Genomic DNA, 15,992 nt, shown 5'->3' with positions numbered 1-15,992 from the left:
CCGCCACTACCTGCGCCATCACCTCCACGCCTCGCCGACCACCACGCCGCCACCGCACCTCTGCCGCCACCGCACCCGCACCCCCGGGCTTCCCCGGCCTCGGCACCGCCACCTCCGCGGCCTCCGCCCACCACCCCCCGCGGCCTCCACGCCGCCACCTCCCTCCGCGCCGCCAGCGTCGTCCGCGCCTCCGCCTACGATGATCGGGACTCATCGATCAGCCGATCACCCGCGTCCCGTCCGGCCCGCAGGGCCCGGGGCGCCGTCCCGGGGAGGACCCCATGACCGACCGCCTCGACGCATCCTCGGCAGCCGCCGCCCCCAGCTCCGGCGTGCCCGCCGGCCCCACCGCCGGGGCGGCGGCCGGCGCCCGCGAGCTGCACGCCTTCGTCGCCGGGCTGCCCAAGGCCGAGCTGCACGTCCACCACGTCGGCTCCGCGTCCCCCCGCATCGTCTCCGAGCTGGCCGCCCGGCATCCCGACTCCAGGGTGCCCACCGACCCCGAGGCCCTGGCCGACTACTTCACGTTCACGGACTTCGCCCACTTCATCGAGGTCTACCTCTCCGTCGTCGACCTCATCCGCACCCCCGAGGACGTCCGGCTGCTCACCTACGAGGTCGCCCGGGACCTGGCCCGTCAGCAGGTGCGTTACGCCGAGCTGACCGTCACCCCCTTCTCCTCGACCCGGCGCGGCATCGACGAACGCGCCTTCATGGACGCCATCGAGGACGCCCGCAAGGCGGCCGAGACGGAGTTCGGGACCGTGTTGCGCTGGTGCTTCGACATCCCCGGCGAGGCGGGCCTCGACGCCGCCGAGGAGACGACGCGGCTCGCCACCGACGACCGGATCCGCCCGGAGGGGCTGGTCTCCTTCGGGCTCGGCGGGCCCGAGGTCGGCGTGGAACGCCCGCAGTTCAAGCCGTACTTCGACCGGGCGATCGCCGCGGGACTGCGGTCGGCGCCGCACGCCGGCGAGACCACCGGCCCGCAGACGGTGTGGGACGCGCTGACGCATCTGCGCGCCGAGCGCATCGGACACGGCACCAGCTCCGCCCAGGACGAGAAGCTGCTCGCGCACCTCGCCGAGCACCGCATCGCGCTGGAGGTGTGCCCGACCTCGAACATCGCCACACGCGCGGTCCGCACGCTCGACGAGCACCCGATCAGGGAGTTCGTGAAGGCCGGCGTCCTGGTCACGGTCAACTCCGACGACCCGCCCATGTTCGGTACCGACCTGAACAACGAGTACGTCGTCGCCGCCCGGCTCCTCGACCTCGACGAGCGGGGCGTCGCCGACCTCGCCAGGAACGCGGTCGACGCGGCCTTCCTGGACGAGGCCGGCAAGGCGCGGCTGCGGACCGAGATCGACGCGTACGCCACCGGGTGGCCCGCCCTCTGACCGGGCTGCTCCCGTCCCCTGCCCGTGCCCGCCCCCATGTACCGGGTCCGGGTCCGGGTCCGGGTCCGGGTCCGGGTCCGGCCACAATGGGCTCATGCAGAACCTGACCGCCGTGGCCCATCGCGGAGACCCCTACCGCCTCCGTGAGAACACGATCGCTTCGCTGCGTTCCGCGCTCGACCTGGGCGCGGACGCCGTGGAGTGCGACGTGCGGCTCACCAGGGACGGCGTGCCCGTGCTGCTGCACGACGCGACGCTGAAGCGGCTGTGGGGGCAGGACCGTCCACTGGCCTCGCTGTCCGCGGCCGAGGTGCGCGGGCTGACGGCCGGCGCGGTGCCGACGCTCGCGGAGGCGCTCGCGGCGACCGAGGGAAGCCGGGTGATGCTCGACCTGCCGGGGACCCGGGAGGTGCGCACGGCACGGCGGATCGTCGACGCCGTGCGCGAGGCGGGGGCGGCGGACCGGGTGTACTACTGCGCGGGCGCCGCCGCGATGCTCGCCGTGCGCAGCGCCGACCCGGCCGCCGAGATCGCGCTCACCTGCACGAGCCTGGCGCCCCCGCGCCCGGCGCTGCTCGCGGCACTGAAGCCCCGCTGGCTCAACTACCGCTTCTCCCTGGTGGACCGGGATCTCACCGCGCGCGTCCACCGGGACGGCCACCTGCTCTCCGTCTGGACGCCCGACACCCGCCGTTCCCTGCGCCGGCTCATCGGTCTGGGCGTCGACTCGATCACCACGAACCGCATCGACCTCCTGACCGCGCTGCGCAAGCAGGGCTGAGCCGCCCCGGCGTCACACGCGGGAGCGCTGCGGCACGGTCGCCGGGTCGGCCGGGGTCTCCCGGGTCACGTACTGCGGGACCGGTGTGTCGTCCCTGCCGGTGTCGCGGACCAGCCCGTAGCGCCGCGCGCCCTGGCCGGGGCCACTCGTGACGTCCTTCTCCACGGCGTCCCAGGTCGTCGGGAAGACGCTGAGGCCGTAGTCGGCGCCCCGCTCGTTCACGGTGAGCGTGACGGTGCCGGTGAGGTAGAAGTACTCGTTCTGCCACATCTGCTGGGCGCCGGACGGCAGGACGGTGTAGCCGGTGGCCGCGCTGCCCATGCCGGTGACCGTGCCGTCCGTGCCGTCCGTGCCGACGGGGTCGTCCATCCGGCGTCCGCCGCCGGAGGCCACGTGGAAGAGCCTGCCCCTGAGGCCGGTCCAGCTCGGCATGACCAGGGCGCCGGACCGGTACCGGGGCGATATCTGCCAGCGCACGAGGACATAGCCCTGCCCGCTGAGCGTGACGCTGTCCCCGCGGTGGTTCATGGTGGCGTGGGCGCCGCCGCTGCTGGTGACGCCGGACGCTGGCCGCTGCGGCAGGGCGGCCGGCGGGGCGTCCGGGGCGGGCGCACGGTCGACGGCGTCGACGACGCTGCCGTACCGGGCCGCCTTCTTCACGCTCTTCGACGGCGAGGGGGACGGTGACGGCGAGGGGGAGGGGGACGCCGCGCCCGACGCGGGGGCGGCCGGCGAGGCGGGGGCCGCGGCCGCCGTCGGCGCGACGGCCGCGCGTCCGGGCGGGTCGTCGGGGGTCTGTACGGCGACGTACGCGCCGCCCGCGGCGAGCGTCGCGCCGGCCGTGACCGCGACGGCCGGCTTGGTGAGCGCGGTCAGCACCTTCGCGGACCAGCCGACGGAGGCGGTGCCGGCGGCCGCGGCGGCCGTCTTGCCGCCGAAGGCCAGGGAGATCGCGAATCCGACCGGTACGGGCACCAGGGCGATCCCCGCGAGCAGCCGTTCCGCCGGCACTACGGACTCGGAGGCGCCGCCGCAGTAGCCGCAGCCGCGGATGTGCCGGGCCAGCCGCTTGCGCCAGACGGAGTCGGGGCGGCCGGTCCAGCGGGCGGTGAGGTCGCGCAGGCCGGGGCAGGCGCCGTCGAGGGCGCGCACGATGCCCCGGGAGACCTCCAGCCGCTCCTTGACCCGCTGGACGCGCACGGCGGCGTGCGGCCGGCTGATGCCGACGGCCGCGGCCAGTTCGCCCCGGGTGAGCTCGCCCGCGACCTCCATCCACCACAGGGACAGCAGCTGCCGGTCCTCGTCGTCCAGCCAGCGCACCGCCTCCGCGACCTCCCGCCGCTGCCCTTCCAACTGCAGCCGCAGCACGGTGAGTTCGGCGAAGTCCGGGGTTCCGTCGAGGGCCGTGTTCTCGTCGAGGCGGGCGGCGGTCCTGCGGCGGGCCCGGTCACGCACCTGCCGCATGGCGATGGCCAACAGCCAGGAGCGGAAGCTGTCGGGGTCGCGCAGCGAGCCGAGGTTGCCGACGGCCCGCAGCATGGTCTCCTGGACGACGTCGTCCACGTCGGCGTGGCCGTTGAGTGCCCGGCCGACCACGTTGTAGACGAGCGGCAGCCAGCCCGCCACCAGCTCGTCCAGCGCGTGCCGGTCTCCGGCCTGCGCCGCCGCGATGGTGGCGCGCCAGTGCCGCCCGGCCTCGGCGTCGACGTACGTCCTCATGCCCGCACCCTCTCAGCCGGGCCCCCGTGATTGGCAATGTCGGAGATCACACTTGAGGGGACGGACCCCGCAGCCCGGGGATAACACTTTTCCCCCTCCCCGGACTCCTCCCCCGTTCCTTCTGTCCCCTCGCCTCCGAGCCCGGGCGCTCACACCGCGGCCGCCGCCGTCCAGGGATTCGGGCCGATCGCCGCCAGCCGCAGGATCTTCCTGCGCACGACGTACAGCGGGACGACCCCGAAGACGACGAAGGAGATGTCGATCACGCTCCACCAGACGGGGACGCCCCGGATCGGCCCGCAGATCAGCGCGAGCGGGACGATCCCGGCGCAGGCGATCATCGCGAACTCCACCACCCAGACGTTGCGGACGGGGTCGCGGTAGGGGCCGTAGAAGGCGACGGCGATCACCAGGTGGGCGAAGGCAAGCCAGTCCGTGCCGTAGAGGAGGAACGGGCAGTCGGCGTCGGCGGTGTCGACGCCGCGCCGGACGCGCTCGATCCACTCCATCGCGCCGGGCAGCCGCTCCGGCACGGACAGCGCGCGCAGCAACTCCTCCGTCCAGCGCAGTTCATGGACGAGGGGGAAGGCCGTGACGCCGCTGAGCACCAGACAGACGACGAAGAGGGCCAGCCACACACGTATGCCCTTCGCCAGGGCGGCTCTGTCGCTCATGACGGCAGCCCACGCCGGAACTGAACACGTTCAAAACCTATCTCGATGGCACGGCACGGGGCAGGTTCCAACGGTGAACGCGCCAACGGTGAGCGCGTCAACGGCGCGTGGCCGCCGCGGACGGCGCGCCGGTCCGCGCACTCGTCTCCGCCGGGGCGGAACGGGTCCCCGCCCGCGACTCGGACGCCGACGGCGACGGCGGCTCCGACGACCGGTCAGGGGTGCGGCCGCCGGTGGAGGCAGCGGTGTCGGTGGGAGCAGTCGAGGGCCGGTCGACCGGCGCTCGACTCGCTGCCGCCCCCTCGGTAGGGTCCCCGGCGACCGGGCTCGGCGAGGCCGCCGGGGTGGGCACGGTCGTCGGGGTGGGCACGGTCGCCGGGCCGCTCACCGGCGGTGGAGCGAGCGGGATTGCGGGCGGCGGCGTCCCGGACGTGGTCGCGCGCAGCGGCAGCAGGACGGCGAGCGCGGCGACGGCGCAGGTGGCGCCGGCCGCGGCCGCGGCACGCAGGGTCCGGCGGCGGCGCGCACCGCGGCGGATCCTCTCGTAGCTGCCGGGCGGCGGCGCGAGACGACCGGACGCGGGCCGCAGGACGACGGCGAGGGGGTCGTCGGGAGCGAGGTCCGGGCGGCCGTCGTCGAAGTCGTCAACGGGCGTGATCAAGGCTTCTCCTCAGGTGGGCGCGGAGCAGTTCACGGGCCGCGTGCAGATCGGCCTTGACGGTCCCTTCCTTGCGCCCGGTCAGCGCGGACACCTCCCGGATCGGCATGTCAGCGTAGTAGTGCAGCAGGATCGGGACGCGCAGCCGGTCGGGCAGGGACTGCACGAGCATCCGCACCGAGGGGTCGGCCGGTTCGGCGGGCGGGGCGATCGCGGCCTCGACGGTGGCGCGGCGCACGGCCCGGCGTTCCCGCTCGAGCCTGCGCCAGTGGTCGCGGACGAGGTTGGCGGCGGTGACGAAGAGGAAGCCCTGGGGTTCCGCCACCGACGTCCAGCGGGCCCACAGCCGGGTGAACGCCTCCGACGCGATCTCGTGCGCCGTCTCGTCGTCGTCGACAAGACGGCGGCACCAGCCGGCCAGGCGTGGATAGAGGGCGGCGAACAGTTCGGACGCCGCCCTCTCGCGCGCGCGTGACCGTTTCAACGTGCGCCGCTCAGGACGGCGAAGACGATCACGTTGTCACGGTATCCGTCGCCGCTGCGCGGGCCGCCGCACGTGATGAGACGCAGTTCGGGGCGGTCCACGTTCCCGTAGACGTCCTCCGTCGGAAAGCGTGCCTTGTCGACGGTGCGCACGCCGGTGACGGCGAACTCGGCCGTCGTGCCGTTCTCCAGACGCGCCGCGATCCGGTCGCCGGCACGCAGCCGGCCCAGGCGGCGGAAAACACCGTCGCCGTAGCGGCCGACCGTGACGTGACCGAGGATCACCGACGGCCCGGTCTGCCCCGGCGTCGGCGAGTGCTCGTACCACCCCGCCCGGTCGTGCTTCTCGACCGGAGGCACCTGGACGCTGCCGTCGGCGGCCAGCCCCAGCCGCATGACCGGGGTGTCGACCCCGATGGCCGCGATTCGCAGCCCGACCGGCGCCGACCGGGCGAGCGGACGCGCCGCCCGCCCGGCGGACACGGAGGGAGCCGAGGAGGCTGGGCTCGCGGCGGGGCCCGCGACGGCCGTCGAGGCGCCCGGCGCGTGCGCGGCCGTCGAACCCCCGCCGCAACCCGTGAGCAGCAGCATCGCAACGGCCGTCAGTGCCGTCAGCGCCGTCGGTGCCGAGGCGCGCCCGGAGAGCGGGCTCATGCGCCGGACGCCCTCCGGCGGCGTACGACGTGGAAGACCACGCCGGCCGCCGCGGACGCCGCGACCGCGCCGCCGATCAGTGCGCCGTGGCCCTCGGACGAGGGCTCGGCGACACCGGTCCCGGCGCCTCCCCTGGGCACCACGCCGACCTGGCTCGGCACGGCCGTCGGCGTCCTGCCGGACTCGGCGGGAGCGGTGGTCGGCATGGCGGAGGCGTCGGAGGGGGCCGGGGTGGCGGCCCGCCCGGGGGTGGTGGGCGCCGGGGCCGGCGTCCCCGAGTCGGCGAGTGCGGGCGTTGCACCCGCCAGCAGGGCGGCGCCCACAACTGCCAGGCCGGCCAGGCCGGTTCGGGACATGAGTCGCATGGATCGCTCTCTTTCATCGGTCCGTTGACGGATCGGACGAAGAGACGAGACAGCCCGCACCCAGGTTGTAAAGAGATGGCAAAGCCGAAAACCGACGCCCTGCCGACCACCATCGCCCCGTCAGGGGCACAGCAGACGGCCCCCGGTTCAAGCAACCGAGGGCCGAACTCCCCAAGGGGCGCGGGGAATCGCGCGACCAGCACGACGACTCACCCGCACCCCCACCACGAACGGCCGCCCGCGAGATCCCGGCCGGCCCGCGGAGCGCTACGCGTCCAGGGACGTCATGACGTGCTTGATGCGGGTGTAGTCGTCGAAGCCGTAGCCCGAAAGGTCCTTGCCGTAGCCGGACTTCTTGAAGCCGCCGTGCGGCATCTCGGCGACCAGCGGGATGTGGGTGTTGATCCACACGCAGCCGAAGTCGAGCTTCTTGGACATCCGCATGGCGCGGCCGTGGTCCTTGGTCCACACCGAGGAGGCGAGGGCGTAGTCGACGCCGTTGGCCCACTCCACCGCCTGCTCCTCGTCGGTGAAGGACTGGACGGTGATGACCGGTCCGAAGACCTCGTTCTGGATGATCTCGTCGTCCTGCTTCAGCCCGGACACCACGGTCGCGGCGTAGAAGTAGCCCTTGTCGCCGACCTGCTTGCCGCCCGCCTCGACCTTGGCGTGCGCGGGCAGCCGCTCGATGAAGCCGGACACCTGCTTCAGCTGGTTGGGGTTGTTCAGCGGGCCGTACAGCACGTCCTCGTCGTCCGGCTGCCCGGTCTTCGTCTCGGACGCCGCCTTCGCGAGGGCGGCCACGAACTCGTCGTGGATGGACTCCTGGACGAGGACGCGCGTGGCGGCCGTGCAGTCCTGGCCGGCGTTGAAGTAGCCCGCCACGGAGATGTCCTCGACGGCCTTGGCGATGTCGGTGTCCTCGAAGACCACGACCGGCGCCTTGCCGCCCAGTTCCAGGTGGACGCGCTTGAGGTCCCTGGACGCCGACTCGGCGACCGACATGCCCGCGCGCACCGAGCCGGTGATGGAGGCCATCGCAGGGGTGGGGTGCTCCACCATCAGCCGGCCGGTGTCCCGGTCGCCGGTGACGACGTTGAAGACGCCCTTGGGCAGGATCGAGCCGACGATGTCGGCGATCAGGACGGTGGACGCCGGGGTGGTGTCCGAGGGCTTGAGGACGACCGTGTTGCCCGCCGCGATCGCCGGCGCGAACTTCCACACGGCCATCATCATCGGGTAGTTCCACGGCGCTACCTGCGCGCAGACGCCGACCGGCTCGCGGCGGACGATCGAGGTCAGACCCTCCATGTACTCGCCGGCCGAGCGCCCCTCCAGCATCCGGGCCGCGCCCGCGAAGAAGCGGATCTGGTCGACCATGGGCGGGATCTCCTCGGAGCGGGTCAGCCCGACGGGCTTGCCCGTGTTCTCCACCTCGGCCGCGATGAGCTCCTCGGCGCGCTCCTCGAAGGCGTCCGCGATCTTCAGCAGGGCCTTCTGACGCTCGGCGGGTGTCGTGTCGCGCCAGCCCGGGAACGCCTCGGCGGCGGCTGCCATCGCGGCGTCGACGTCCGCCCGGCCGGACAGCGGCGCGGTCGCGTACGCCTCGCCCGTCGCCGGGTTGACCACGTCGGTGGTCCGTCCGTCGGCGGCGTCCCGGAACTCACCGGCGATGTAATTCCGTAGTTTGCGCATCGGACGCAGCTCGGTGCTCACTGCCGGGCCTCCTGATCGGTTTCTGACTACTAGGGGGTGTCCATGTACGCAGTGTCCATGTACTGAGACACCCACCCTAATCCGCCCGCCCACGTTTTCAACACCCCCGATCGAGCCATGGCTGCGGAATCCGCAGATCTCACTCATGTAAACAACGAATTTCATCGCCTCAACCTTGCGGAACTGTCGAGCTGTCGTGCACAGTGACGTCGTGGCCAGTCGAAGCGCAGAGCACAGGGACTCCCGCGAGTCCAGGAGCGGCAGCAGCACCCCTCACCCGGATGCCGTCAGCCTCGCCATCATCGAGCAGCTCCAGGAGGACGGCCGCCGGCCGTACGCCGCGATCGGCAAGGCCGTCGGCCTGTCGGAGGCGGCCGTGCGCCAGCGCGTCCAGAAGCTGCTCGACCAGGGCGTGATGCAGATCGTCGCCGTCACCGACCCGCTCACCGTGGGCTTCCGGCGGCAGGCGATGGTCGGGATCAACGTCGAGGGCGACGTGGAGTCCGTCGCGGAAGCGCTCACCGACATGTCCGAGGTCGAGTACGTGGTGATGACCGCGGGCTCGTTCGACGTCCTCGCCGAGATCGTCTGCGAGGACGACGACCACCTGCTGGACGTCATCAACAAACGCATCCGGGCCCTGCCCGGCGTGCGCTCCACCGAGAGCTTCGTCTATCTGAAGCTGAAGAAGCAGACCTACATGTGGGGAACCCGATAACCGTGAGGACCCGATAACCGTGAGCACCAAGGACCTCAGCCGCACCGCGTACGACCACCTGTGGATGCACTTCACCCGCATGTCCTCGTACGAGAACTCGCCGGTCCCGACGATCGTCCGGGGCGAGGGCACCTACATCTACGACGACAAGGGCAAGCGCTACCTCGACGGCCTCGCCGGCCTGTTCGTGGTGCAGGCGGGCCACGGGCGCGTGGAACTCGCCGAGGCGGCCTTCAAGCAGGCCCAGGAGCTGGCGTTCTTCCCGGTGTGGTCCTACGCCCACCCGAAGGCCGTGGAACTCGCGGAGCGTCTGGCCGGCCACGCGCCGGGCGACCTCAACAAGGTCTTCTTCACCACCGGCGGCGGCGAGGCCGTGGAGACCGCCTGGAAGCTCGCCAAGCAGTACTTCAAGCTGACCGGCAAGCCGACCAAGTACAAGGTCATCTCGCGCGCGGTCGCCTACCACGGCACCCCGCAGGGCGCTCTGTCCATCACCGGCCTGCCGGCCCTCAAGGCCCCCTTCGAGCCGCTCGTCCCGGGCGCGCACAAGGTGCCGAACACCAACATCTACCGCGCCCCGATCCACGGCGACGACCCGGAGGCGTTCGGGCGCTGGGCCGCCGACCAGATCGAGCAGCAGATCCTCTTCGAGGGCCCGGACACGGTCGCCGCGGTCTTCCTCGAGCCGGTCCAGAACGCCGGCGGCTGCTTCCCGCCGCCGCCCGGCTACTTCCGGCGGGTGCGCGAGATCTGCGACCAGTACGACGTGCTGCTCGTCTCGGACGAGGTCATCTGCGCCTTCGGCCGCCTCGGCACGATGTTCGCCTGCGACAAGTTCGGCTACGTCCCGGACATGATCACTTGCGCCAAGGGCATGACGTCCGGCTACTCCCCGATCGGCGCCTGCATCGTCAGCGACCGGCTGGCCGAGCCGTTCTACCAGGGCGACAACACCTTCCTGCACGGCTACACCTTCGGCGGCCACCCGGTCTCGGCCGCGGTGGGCCTCGCCAACCTGGACCTGTTCGAGCGCGAGGGCCTGAACCAGCACGTCCTCGACAACGAGGGCGCGTTCCTGTCCACGCTGCAGAAGCTGCACGACCTGCCGATCGTCGGCGACGTCCGCGGCAACGGCTTCTTCTACGGCATCGAGCTCGTGAAGGACAAGGCCACGAAGGAATCGTTCAACGAGGAGGAGACCGAGCGCGTCCTCTACGGCTTCCTCTCGAAGGCCCTGTTCGAGAACGGCCTGTACTGCCGTGCGGACGACCGCGGCGACCCGGTCGTCCAGCTCGCCCCGCCGCTGATCTCCGACCAGGAGACGTTCGACGAGATCGAGCAGATCCTGCGCGCCACACTGACGGAGGCGTGGACGAAGTTGTGACGTCCAAGATGTCCGTGACGTCCGTGAACCCGTGACGTCCGTGATACCCCGTCACGTCAGCCTGATCAGCTGATCAACACCGGCCCCGGTGTCCGCCGTTCGAGTGAGAAACGGCGGTCCGGGGCCGTGTGCTGTGTGGATGCCCGCCGCGACATCCTTAGCGTGCTCGTGACCGACCGGCCCTGCCTTCGTTTCCCGTTCGTTCCCCAGGATGGGGGATTGGCAAGGAACTTACGGATCTGAACCGAGGTGTACGCCCGTGACTCCTCCCCCACGTGACCGAGGGGGCTTCTCACTCGACCGCAACGGGTCTCGTGACGGCCAAGCCTTGACCGCTGCCGAAGCAAAAACGCAGCGTACTACGCCGCTGCGCGGCTCCGGAAATCAGGAGGCCCCGCCGGACAACGACGTGCTCTGGGCACGCTCCCTGCACTTCACGCACCCCGACGGCTCCCCCGGGCTGGCCGGGGTCTCGATGGGCGTGCGGGAGGGCGAGATCCTCGCCGTCAGCGGGCCCCGCGGCAGCGGCAAGACGACGCTGCTGCGCTGCCTGTCCGGCCTCGCCTCCGCCCGCAGCGGCGAGGTGTGGTTCAACAGCGTCCCCGTGCACACGATGGGCCCCTCGGCCCGCGAACGGCTGCGCCGGGACCGCTTCGGCTGGATCGACCCGGTCCCCCTCCTCGTCCCCGAGCTGAACGTCTGGGAGAACGCGGCCCTGCCCCTCATGCTGCGCGGGACCAGCCGCCGGCGGGCCAAGGCCGCCGCGCTGGAATGGCTGGAGCGCCTGGACATCGGCGACCGCGGCCGGCTGCGCCCGCACGAACTCACCCAGGCCGAGCGGCAGCGGGTGTGCATCACCCGGGCCCTGGCCCCGGCCCCCTCGGTCCTCTTCGCGGACGAGCCCACCGCGCCGCTCCACCGGGCGGACCGCGCCCACGTCCTGCGCACCCTGACCACGGCGGCCCGCTCGCACGGCATCACCGTGGTGCTGGCCACCCACGACCCGCAGACCGCGGCCCTCGCCGACCGCACGGTCCCCCTGCTGGACGGGCGCCGGGTGAACACCGTCCATCTGCCGCCGGTCACGGAGCCGGAAGGCCGGGAAGCCGCGTGCTCGCTCTCCGCCTGACCCGCAGTGCCCACCCCGCCGTCCAGCTCCGCCGCCTCCTGGTGGCGGCGGCCTCGGCGGGCACCGGCTTCCTCCTGCTGAGCACCCTCGGCCACGCTCTCACCCACCCCGAGGCGCCGGCGTCCGCCGCGCTCCGCCTCGCCTGGTGCGTGGCGCCCCTGGCCGCGACCGTCTACTTCGCCCGGGCGGTCGCCCGCACCGACCCCGGGACCCGCCCGCGCCCCGGCCTGGCGGCGATCGGTCTGGGACCGACCCGCCTGATGGTCGTCTCGGCGACGACGACGGCCCTGTCGACGCTGCTCGGCTCGATGCTGGCCCTGCTCGTCTTCCTCCATCTCCGCGGTGACCTCACGGGCATGCCGTTCGACGGGGCGGCGAGCGACTTCCTCGCGGCGAGCCGGCCCCTGCCCCTGCCGGCCGCGCTGACCCTTCTCGCCCTGGTCCCCGTGGCCTCCTCCGTGGCGGTGGCGCTGATGCTGCGCCCGAGGGACGCGCGCGTGGCGACGGGGGCGGCGGGGGCGACCCCGAGACCGCTCGGCCGCTTCGGCGCACCCCGCACAACCGGTGCCAAGGGCCTCGGGGAGACGTTCGGCGCGTACGGCAGATATGGCACCGCTCGCGCAGCCGCGTCCCGCTCGACCCGTCCCGCTCGCGCATCCCGTCCGTCCCTCGGGGGCAAGGCCCGCGCCGACGCCCGGACCGCGGACGGCCAGGACGCCCCGGCCCAGGGCCGCGAAGGCACCCGAACGACGGCGACGAACGGCCATCCGGACCCTCGCGCGCACGGGACGGCGACCACAGAGGACCGTACCGGCCAGGCCGAAGACGGCCCGGCGCACCCGACACGCGACGGCCGCGCCGAACCCGGCGGCCACGACGACCGGCCCGTTTCCGGCCCGGGCGCCGAGGGCCCGGGCGCCGAGGCCGCAGACCCCCGAGGCTCCCGGCAGTCCGACGGCGGCGGCGCCCGGGACACGCTCCGCCGTACCGTCCCGTCCGCCGTCGGCCGGACCGCCCGGACCGTGACCGAACGCCTCGCCCGTCCCGACAGCCCGGACGCCCACCCCGCACACGACCCGGACGCGCAGCCCACCGACGGCCGCGCGCCGGAGCACGGCGGCCACGCGGGGAACCCGGACGGCCGGGACCCGCACAACCCGGACCCGGACAGCCCGGACCCGGACGCCCTCCTGTTCCACGCCCCGCACAGCCCCCCGGCCCCCGACCCCACCGCCCTCCCTTGGGGCGCCGCGCTCCTCGCCACCGGGCTGGCGGTGGAGGGGTACGCGAGCCGGACCGCCGACGGCGGCGGGTTCCCCCTGCCCGGCGGTCTGCCCGAGGGCCCGGCCGCCGTGTTCCTCGGCTGGACCCTCACGGTCGTGGGCCTCGCCCTCGCCGGCCCAGGTCTCACCCACCTCTGCGGCCGGCTGCTGCAGTCGGCCCGTCCCGGCGCCCTGCGACTCCTCGCGGGCCGCGGACTGATGCAGGAGGCGTCCAGGATCGGCCGACCGCTCGGGGTGGTCTGCGCGGTGGCCTCGGGCGCGTACACGATGGCCTCGCTGTACGACCCGGCCGACCCGTCCTTCGGCCCGCTGTCCACACTCGGCGCCCTGGTCGTGGCGGGCTGCACCGTCGCGACGCTCCTGACGTCGGCCGTGGAGGCGAGGCAGGCCCGCGCCGACACCACCGCCGCCCTGCTGCGCCTCGGCGCCCCGACCAAGACCCTGCGCAGCGCCGCCGCCCTGCGCGCCGCCGCCCTGCTGGCGCTCTTCGTCCCGCTCACCCTGGTCGTGGCCGAGCTGGCGGCGCTCCCGCTGGCCGGCTGAGACGCCGTCCGAAAAAACTTTCCGCACCTGCGATGAGTTTTCTGCGACCCCCCCGTCTACCCCATCGAACAGCACATCTGAACGACACGAACCCCTTGGGAGAGCGCGATGACCACCCCGGCCTACCAGCAGATGATCTTCGTGAACCTGCCAGTGAACGACCTCGACGCGTCGAAGAAGTTCTTCACGGAGCTCGGCTACGGGATCAACCCGCAGTTCAGCGACGACAACGCGGCCTCCGTGGTGATCAGCGACACGATCGTCGCGATGCTGCTCACCAAGCCGTTCTACTCGACGTTCACCAAGAAGGAGATCGCGGACGCCTCCAGGACCAGCGAGGTCCTCATCGCGCTGAGCGCCGAGAGCCGCGCGAAGGTCGACGAACTGGTGGACCGCGCGCTCGCCCTCGGCGGCTCCCCCAGCGGCGAGACCCAGGACATGGGCTTCATGTACGGCCGTTCCTTCGACGACCTCGACGGCCACACCTGGGAGGTCGTCTGGATGGACCCGTCGGCCGTCCAGGGCTGACCACCCCCGCGGAGCAGTTGCCCGACGAATCGCCGTATCACCCCCGTTGGCCGGATCGAGGCCCGGTTGACCGGATCGAGGAGGTCTCAGAAGCGCTGAAACGTCTCAGCGGTTAATGAGAGGGCAAAGTCAACCGCACGGAGGACTCCCCGGATTGACACTTCTTATGAAACGCTTATAGACCTGTGGGTCTGCTGGGGATGGTGACGCACTCGGCTCACCGGGGGCGCCATCTCCCCCTCCACCCCCCGCAGTTGCGCTTCCCGTAAAGGACAAACGTGTCCCTTTCCCGCCGTATCGTCGCCCGTTCGGTGCGCATGCTCGGTGTCACCGCCGCCGCCTCCGCCCTCGCGTTCAGCGCCTCGGGCACCGCGCTGGCCTGCGAGATAGGCGACTTCTCCGCCACCGCCGCCTGCGACGGCGCCAAGGGCGTCATCACCATCACCGACAAGGACCCCTCCGGCGTCCCGGCCGTCATCACGGTCTTCCTCGAGAACAACGGCGCCGACCTGCGCCAGGTCGGCACGGAACAGACCGTCGAGGGCTCGAAGAAGGGCGTCACCGTCTCCTTCGCCGAGGACTGGGAGCCAGGCGCGATCTACCGGATCCACGTCTTGGCCGTCAAGGGTAAGAAGGTCCTGGTCGACGCCGACATCAACCCCGGCGAGAACCTGACCACCCCGGCCAAGGCGTGCGCGGCCGACACCGCCACGCCGAGCGGCACGCCGTCCGGCACGCCTTCCTCGACTCCGTCGGACGACACCGCCCCGCCGGTCGAGACGGCCACCGCCCTGCCCTCGCCGTCCGACTCGAGGAACGACGGCTCCGCGCCGGGCGCCCCCTCCGCGAGCAACGCGCCCTCGGCCGCCGTCCAGGAGTCCAACCTCGCCGAGACCGGCGCCGGTTCCAACACCGGCCTGATCGTCGGCGTCGCGGCCGCCCTGGTCGTCGTCGGCGGTGGCGCGGTGTTCTTCGGGATGCGTCGCCGCGGGTCCAGCCACCGCTGACCCCACGACGGACACACGTACGCGCGGCCCGTCCCCTCCACCGGGGGCGGGCCGCCCGTGTGTTCCGCAGGTCCGCCCGTGTTTCCGCGGCGGGCCACCCGTGTTCCGCGGCGGCACGCAACGCGCCTTTCGTCAGCCGAACGTGGTGTTCTCCAGCCAGAACTCCAGCACCTCGCGCTCGCCGAGCACCTCCAACCCGGGGCTTTCCAAGGGCAGTCGGCGGTAGAAGGCGAGCAGGACAGAGGTGAGCGGGCCGCGCAGCGCGACCGTCGCCTTCTCGTGCCCCCGGCGCCAGACGATCCCCCGTTCGGTGAGCTCGATCAGCCACTCGGCGTCGATGCCTGCGGGCGCGTCGGTGGCGTGCAGGTGGATGCTGCGGTCCGTGACGCGCAGGCGCTCGGCCGCCGGGCGCTTCCCGCTCTGCTGCACCCATTCCACCAACTGCAGCCACTCGTCGAGGGCGTCGGCGGCCACGTCGGGCGCGACCTCGTAGGGCAACCCCGCGGTGAGCGCGGCGTCGGCGCGGTGCACGGTGATCTCGTGGGTCATCCGGCGCGCCCAGAAGCCGCTGTCGAGCACCCCGGCCCAGCTCCACACCTTGGTGTCCGGTCCGGCCTCCCGCAGCGCGCCGACGACCAGTCGCCCGGTCTCGGCCAGCCAGGCGTCCAGCGCGGCCGGATCACCCTCGGCCACCGGCCCGCCGATCAGCGGGACGTCCTGCCGGGGGATCTCCTCCTGGGCCCGCGCGCGCACCAGCGCGTCCACCCAGCGCAGAGCGCCGCCCGTGTGCCGCACGAGGCGCTCAAGCGACCAGTCGGGGCAGGTCGGCACGGTCGCCGACAGATCCGCCCCCGAGGTCACCACCGCCCTCAACTGGTCGATCTGGAGGGCTATTTCGTCGCAGTACCGGTCATGTGCAAGAAGGGTCATGCGGCTCACCGTAGGCGGGG

General features: G+C 72.7%; 15 protein-coding genes and 2 pseudogenes. 9 read left to right on the top strand and 8 right to left on the bottom strand.

All coding sequences use genetic code 11. From position 1 onward, the window contains the following. Positions 1 to 281 precede the first annotated feature (281 nt). Both QA802_RS30000 and QA802_RS29995 read left to right on the top strand, forming a co-directional pair. Positions 282 to 1,400 carry an adenosine deaminase gene (locus tag QA802_RS30000; RefSeq protein ID WP_334528994.1) on the top strand — a complete coding sequence of 373 codons (1,119 nt, stop codon included), beginning with the start codon at positions 282 to 284 and terminating at the stop codon, positions 1,398 to 1,400. A 94-nt stretch (positions 1,401 to 1,494) separates the two neighbouring features. After that, a complete protein-coding gene (locus QA802_RS29995; protein WP_334528991.1) occupies positions 1,495 to 2,181 on the top strand; it encodes a glycerophosphodiester phosphodiesterase in 687 nt (228 codons plus the stop codon). 12 nt (positions 2,182 to 2,193) lie between these two features. Here QA802_RS29995 and QA802_RS29990 read toward each other — a convergent pair whose 3' ends face one another. From QA802_RS29990 to QA802_RS29960, 7 genes are all read right to left on the bottom strand, one after another. Next, complete coding sequence (locus QA802_RS29990) at positions 2,194 to 3,900, bottom strand: RNA polymerase sigma factor (RefSeq protein WP_334528989.1); 1,707 nt, start codon at positions 3,898 to 3,900, stop codon at positions 2,194 to 2,196. A 149-nt stretch (positions 3,901 to 4,049) separates the two neighbouring features. Continuing rightward, positions 4,050 to 4,574 carry a hypothetical protein gene (locus QA802_RS29985; protein WP_334528987.1) on the bottom strand — a complete coding sequence of 175 codons (525 nt, stop codon included), beginning with the start codon at positions 4,572 to 4,574 and terminating at the stop codon, positions 4,050 to 4,052. Between the two features lie 97 nt (positions 4,575 to 4,671). Further along, entirely contained in the window at positions 4,672 to 5,235 is a 564-nt protein-coding gene (locus QA802_RS29980; protein WP_334528985.1) for a hypothetical protein, read from the bottom strand. Further along, a complete protein-coding gene (locus tag QA802_RS29975) occupies positions 5,219 to 5,716 on the bottom strand; it encodes an RNA polymerase sigma factor (protein ID WP_319170213.1) in 498 nt (165 codons plus the stop codon). Before QA802_RS29975 ends, QA802_RS29980 begins: the two co-directional genes overlap by 17 nt. Continuing rightward, positions 5,713 to 6,369 carry a class F sortase gene (locus tag QA802_RS29970; protein WP_334528975.1) on the bottom strand — a complete coding sequence of 219 codons (657 nt, stop codon included), beginning with the start codon at positions 6,367 to 6,369 and terminating at the stop codon, positions 5,713 to 5,715. The genes QA802_RS29975 and QA802_RS29970 overlap by 4 nt, the downstream gene beginning before the upstream one ends. Then, a complete protein-coding gene (locus QA802_RS29965; RefSeq protein ID WP_443042192.1) occupies positions 6,366 to 6,734 on the bottom strand; it encodes a sortase-dependent protein in 369 nt (122 codons plus the stop codon). Before QA802_RS29965 ends, QA802_RS29970 begins: the two co-directional genes overlap by 4 nt. A 267-nt stretch (positions 6,735 to 7,001) precedes the next feature. Then, on the bottom strand, positions 7,002 to 8,450 hold the full coding sequence (locus QA802_RS29960; RefSeq protein ID WP_334528973.1) for a gamma-aminobutyraldehyde dehydrogenase: 1,449 nt from the start codon (positions 8,448 to 8,450) through the stop codon (positions 7,002 to 7,004). Between the two features lie 196 nt (positions 8,451 to 8,646). Between QA802_RS29960 and QA802_RS29955 the strand changes: the two genes are divergently transcribed. The 7 genes and pseudogenes from QA802_RS29955 to QA802_RS29930 all read left to right on the top strand — a co-directional run bounded on the left by QA802_RS29955 (position 8,647) and on the right by QA802_RS29930 (position 15,042). After that, on the top strand, positions 8,647 to 9,168 hold the full coding sequence (locus QA802_RS29955; protein WP_334528970.1) for an Lrp/AsnC family transcriptional regulator: 522 nt from the start codon (positions 8,647 to 8,649) through the stop codon (positions 9,166 to 9,168). Positions 9,169 to 9,187: 19 nt separating this feature from the next. Further along, entirely contained in the window at positions 9,188 to 10,552 is a 1,365-nt protein-coding gene (locus QA802_RS29950; RefSeq protein WP_334528968.1) for an aspartate aminotransferase family protein, read from the top strand. A 367-nt stretch (positions 10,553 to 10,919) separates the two neighbouring features. Beyond that, positions 10,920 to 11,681, top strand: coding sequence for an ABC transporter ATP-binding protein (locus tag QA802_RS29945; protein ID WP_319170284.1), 762 nt, complete (start codon positions 10,920 to 10,922; stop codon positions 11,679 to 11,681). Beyond that, positions 11,663 to 12,568, top strand: a pseudogene (locus QA802_RS41690) (hypothetical protein); the annotation flags it as partial. The gene QA802_RS29945 and the pseudogene QA802_RS41690, both read left to right, overlap by 19 nt. A gap of 315 nt (positions 12,569 to 12,883) precedes the next feature. Continuing rightward, positions 12,884 to 13,507, top strand: a pseudogene (locus tag QA802_RS41685) (hypothetical protein); the annotation flags it as partial. Between the two features lie 108 nt (positions 13,508 to 13,615). Beyond that, the gene (locus tag QA802_RS29935) at positions 13,616 to 14,035 is read left to right on the top strand and encodes a VOC family protein (protein ID WP_334528962.1); all 420 of its coding nucleotides are present in this window, start codon (positions 13,616 to 13,618) and stop codon (positions 14,033 to 14,035) included. A gap of 278 nt (positions 14,036 to 14,313) precedes the next feature. Further along, positions 14,314 to 15,042: an LAETG motif-containing sortase-dependent surface protein gene (locus QA802_RS29930; protein ID WP_334528959.1), complete on the top strand. Its 729-nt coding sequence runs from the start codon at positions 14,314 to 14,316 to the stop codon at positions 15,040 to 15,042. Positions 15,043 to 15,174: 132 nt separating this feature from the next. Here the strand turns inward: QA802_RS29930 and QA802_RS29925 are convergent, their stop codons facing one another. After that, entirely contained in the window at positions 15,175 to 15,972 is a 798-nt protein-coding gene (locus QA802_RS29925) for a maleylpyruvate isomerase family mycothiol-dependent enzyme (RefSeq protein ID WP_334528956.1), read from the bottom strand. Positions 15,973 to 15,992 lie beyond the last annotated feature (20 nt).

The organism is Streptomyces sp. B21-105 (assembly GCF_036898465.1).
Classification (GTDB): Bacteria; Actinomycetota; Actinomycetes; order Streptomycetales; family Streptomycetaceae; genus Streptomyces.
Note: the sequence above shows the minus strand (reverse complement) of the source record. Positions and strands in the feature narration are given on the sequence as shown.

Bases quoted from the DNA above. Each gene is read 5' to 3' on its own strand.
- QA802_RS30000 (WP_334528994.1), top strand. From the start codon at position 282: ATGACCGACCGCCTCGACGCATCCTCGGCAGCCGCCGCCCCCAGCTCC.
- QA802_RS29995 (WP_334528991.1), top strand. From the start codon at position 1,495: ATGCAGAACCTGACCGCCGTGGCCCATCGCGGAGACCCCTACCGCCTC.
- QA802_RS29990 (WP_334528989.1), bottom strand. From the start codon at position 3,900: ATGAGGACGTACGTCGACGCCGAGGCCGGGCGGCACTGGCGCGCCACC.
- QA802_RS29985 (WP_334528987.1), bottom strand. From the start codon at position 4,574: ATGAGCGACAGAGCCGCCCTGGCGAAGGGCATACGTGTGTGGCTGGCC.
- QA802_RS29970 (WP_334528975.1), bottom strand. From the start codon at position 6,369: ATGAGCCCGCTCTCCGGGCGCGCCTCGGCACCGACGGCGCTGACGGCA.
- QA802_RS29965 (WP_443042192.1), bottom strand. From the start codon at position 6,734: ATGCGACTCATGTCCCGAACCGGCCTGGCCGGCCTGGCAGTTGTGGGC.
- QA802_RS29935 (WP_334528962.1), top strand. From the start codon at position 13,616: ATGACCACCCCGGCCTACCAGCAGATGATCTTCGTGAACCTGCCAGTG.
- QA802_RS29925 (WP_334528956.1), bottom strand. From the start codon at position 15,972: ATGACCCTTCTTGCACATGACCGGTACTGCGACGAAATAGCCCTCCAG.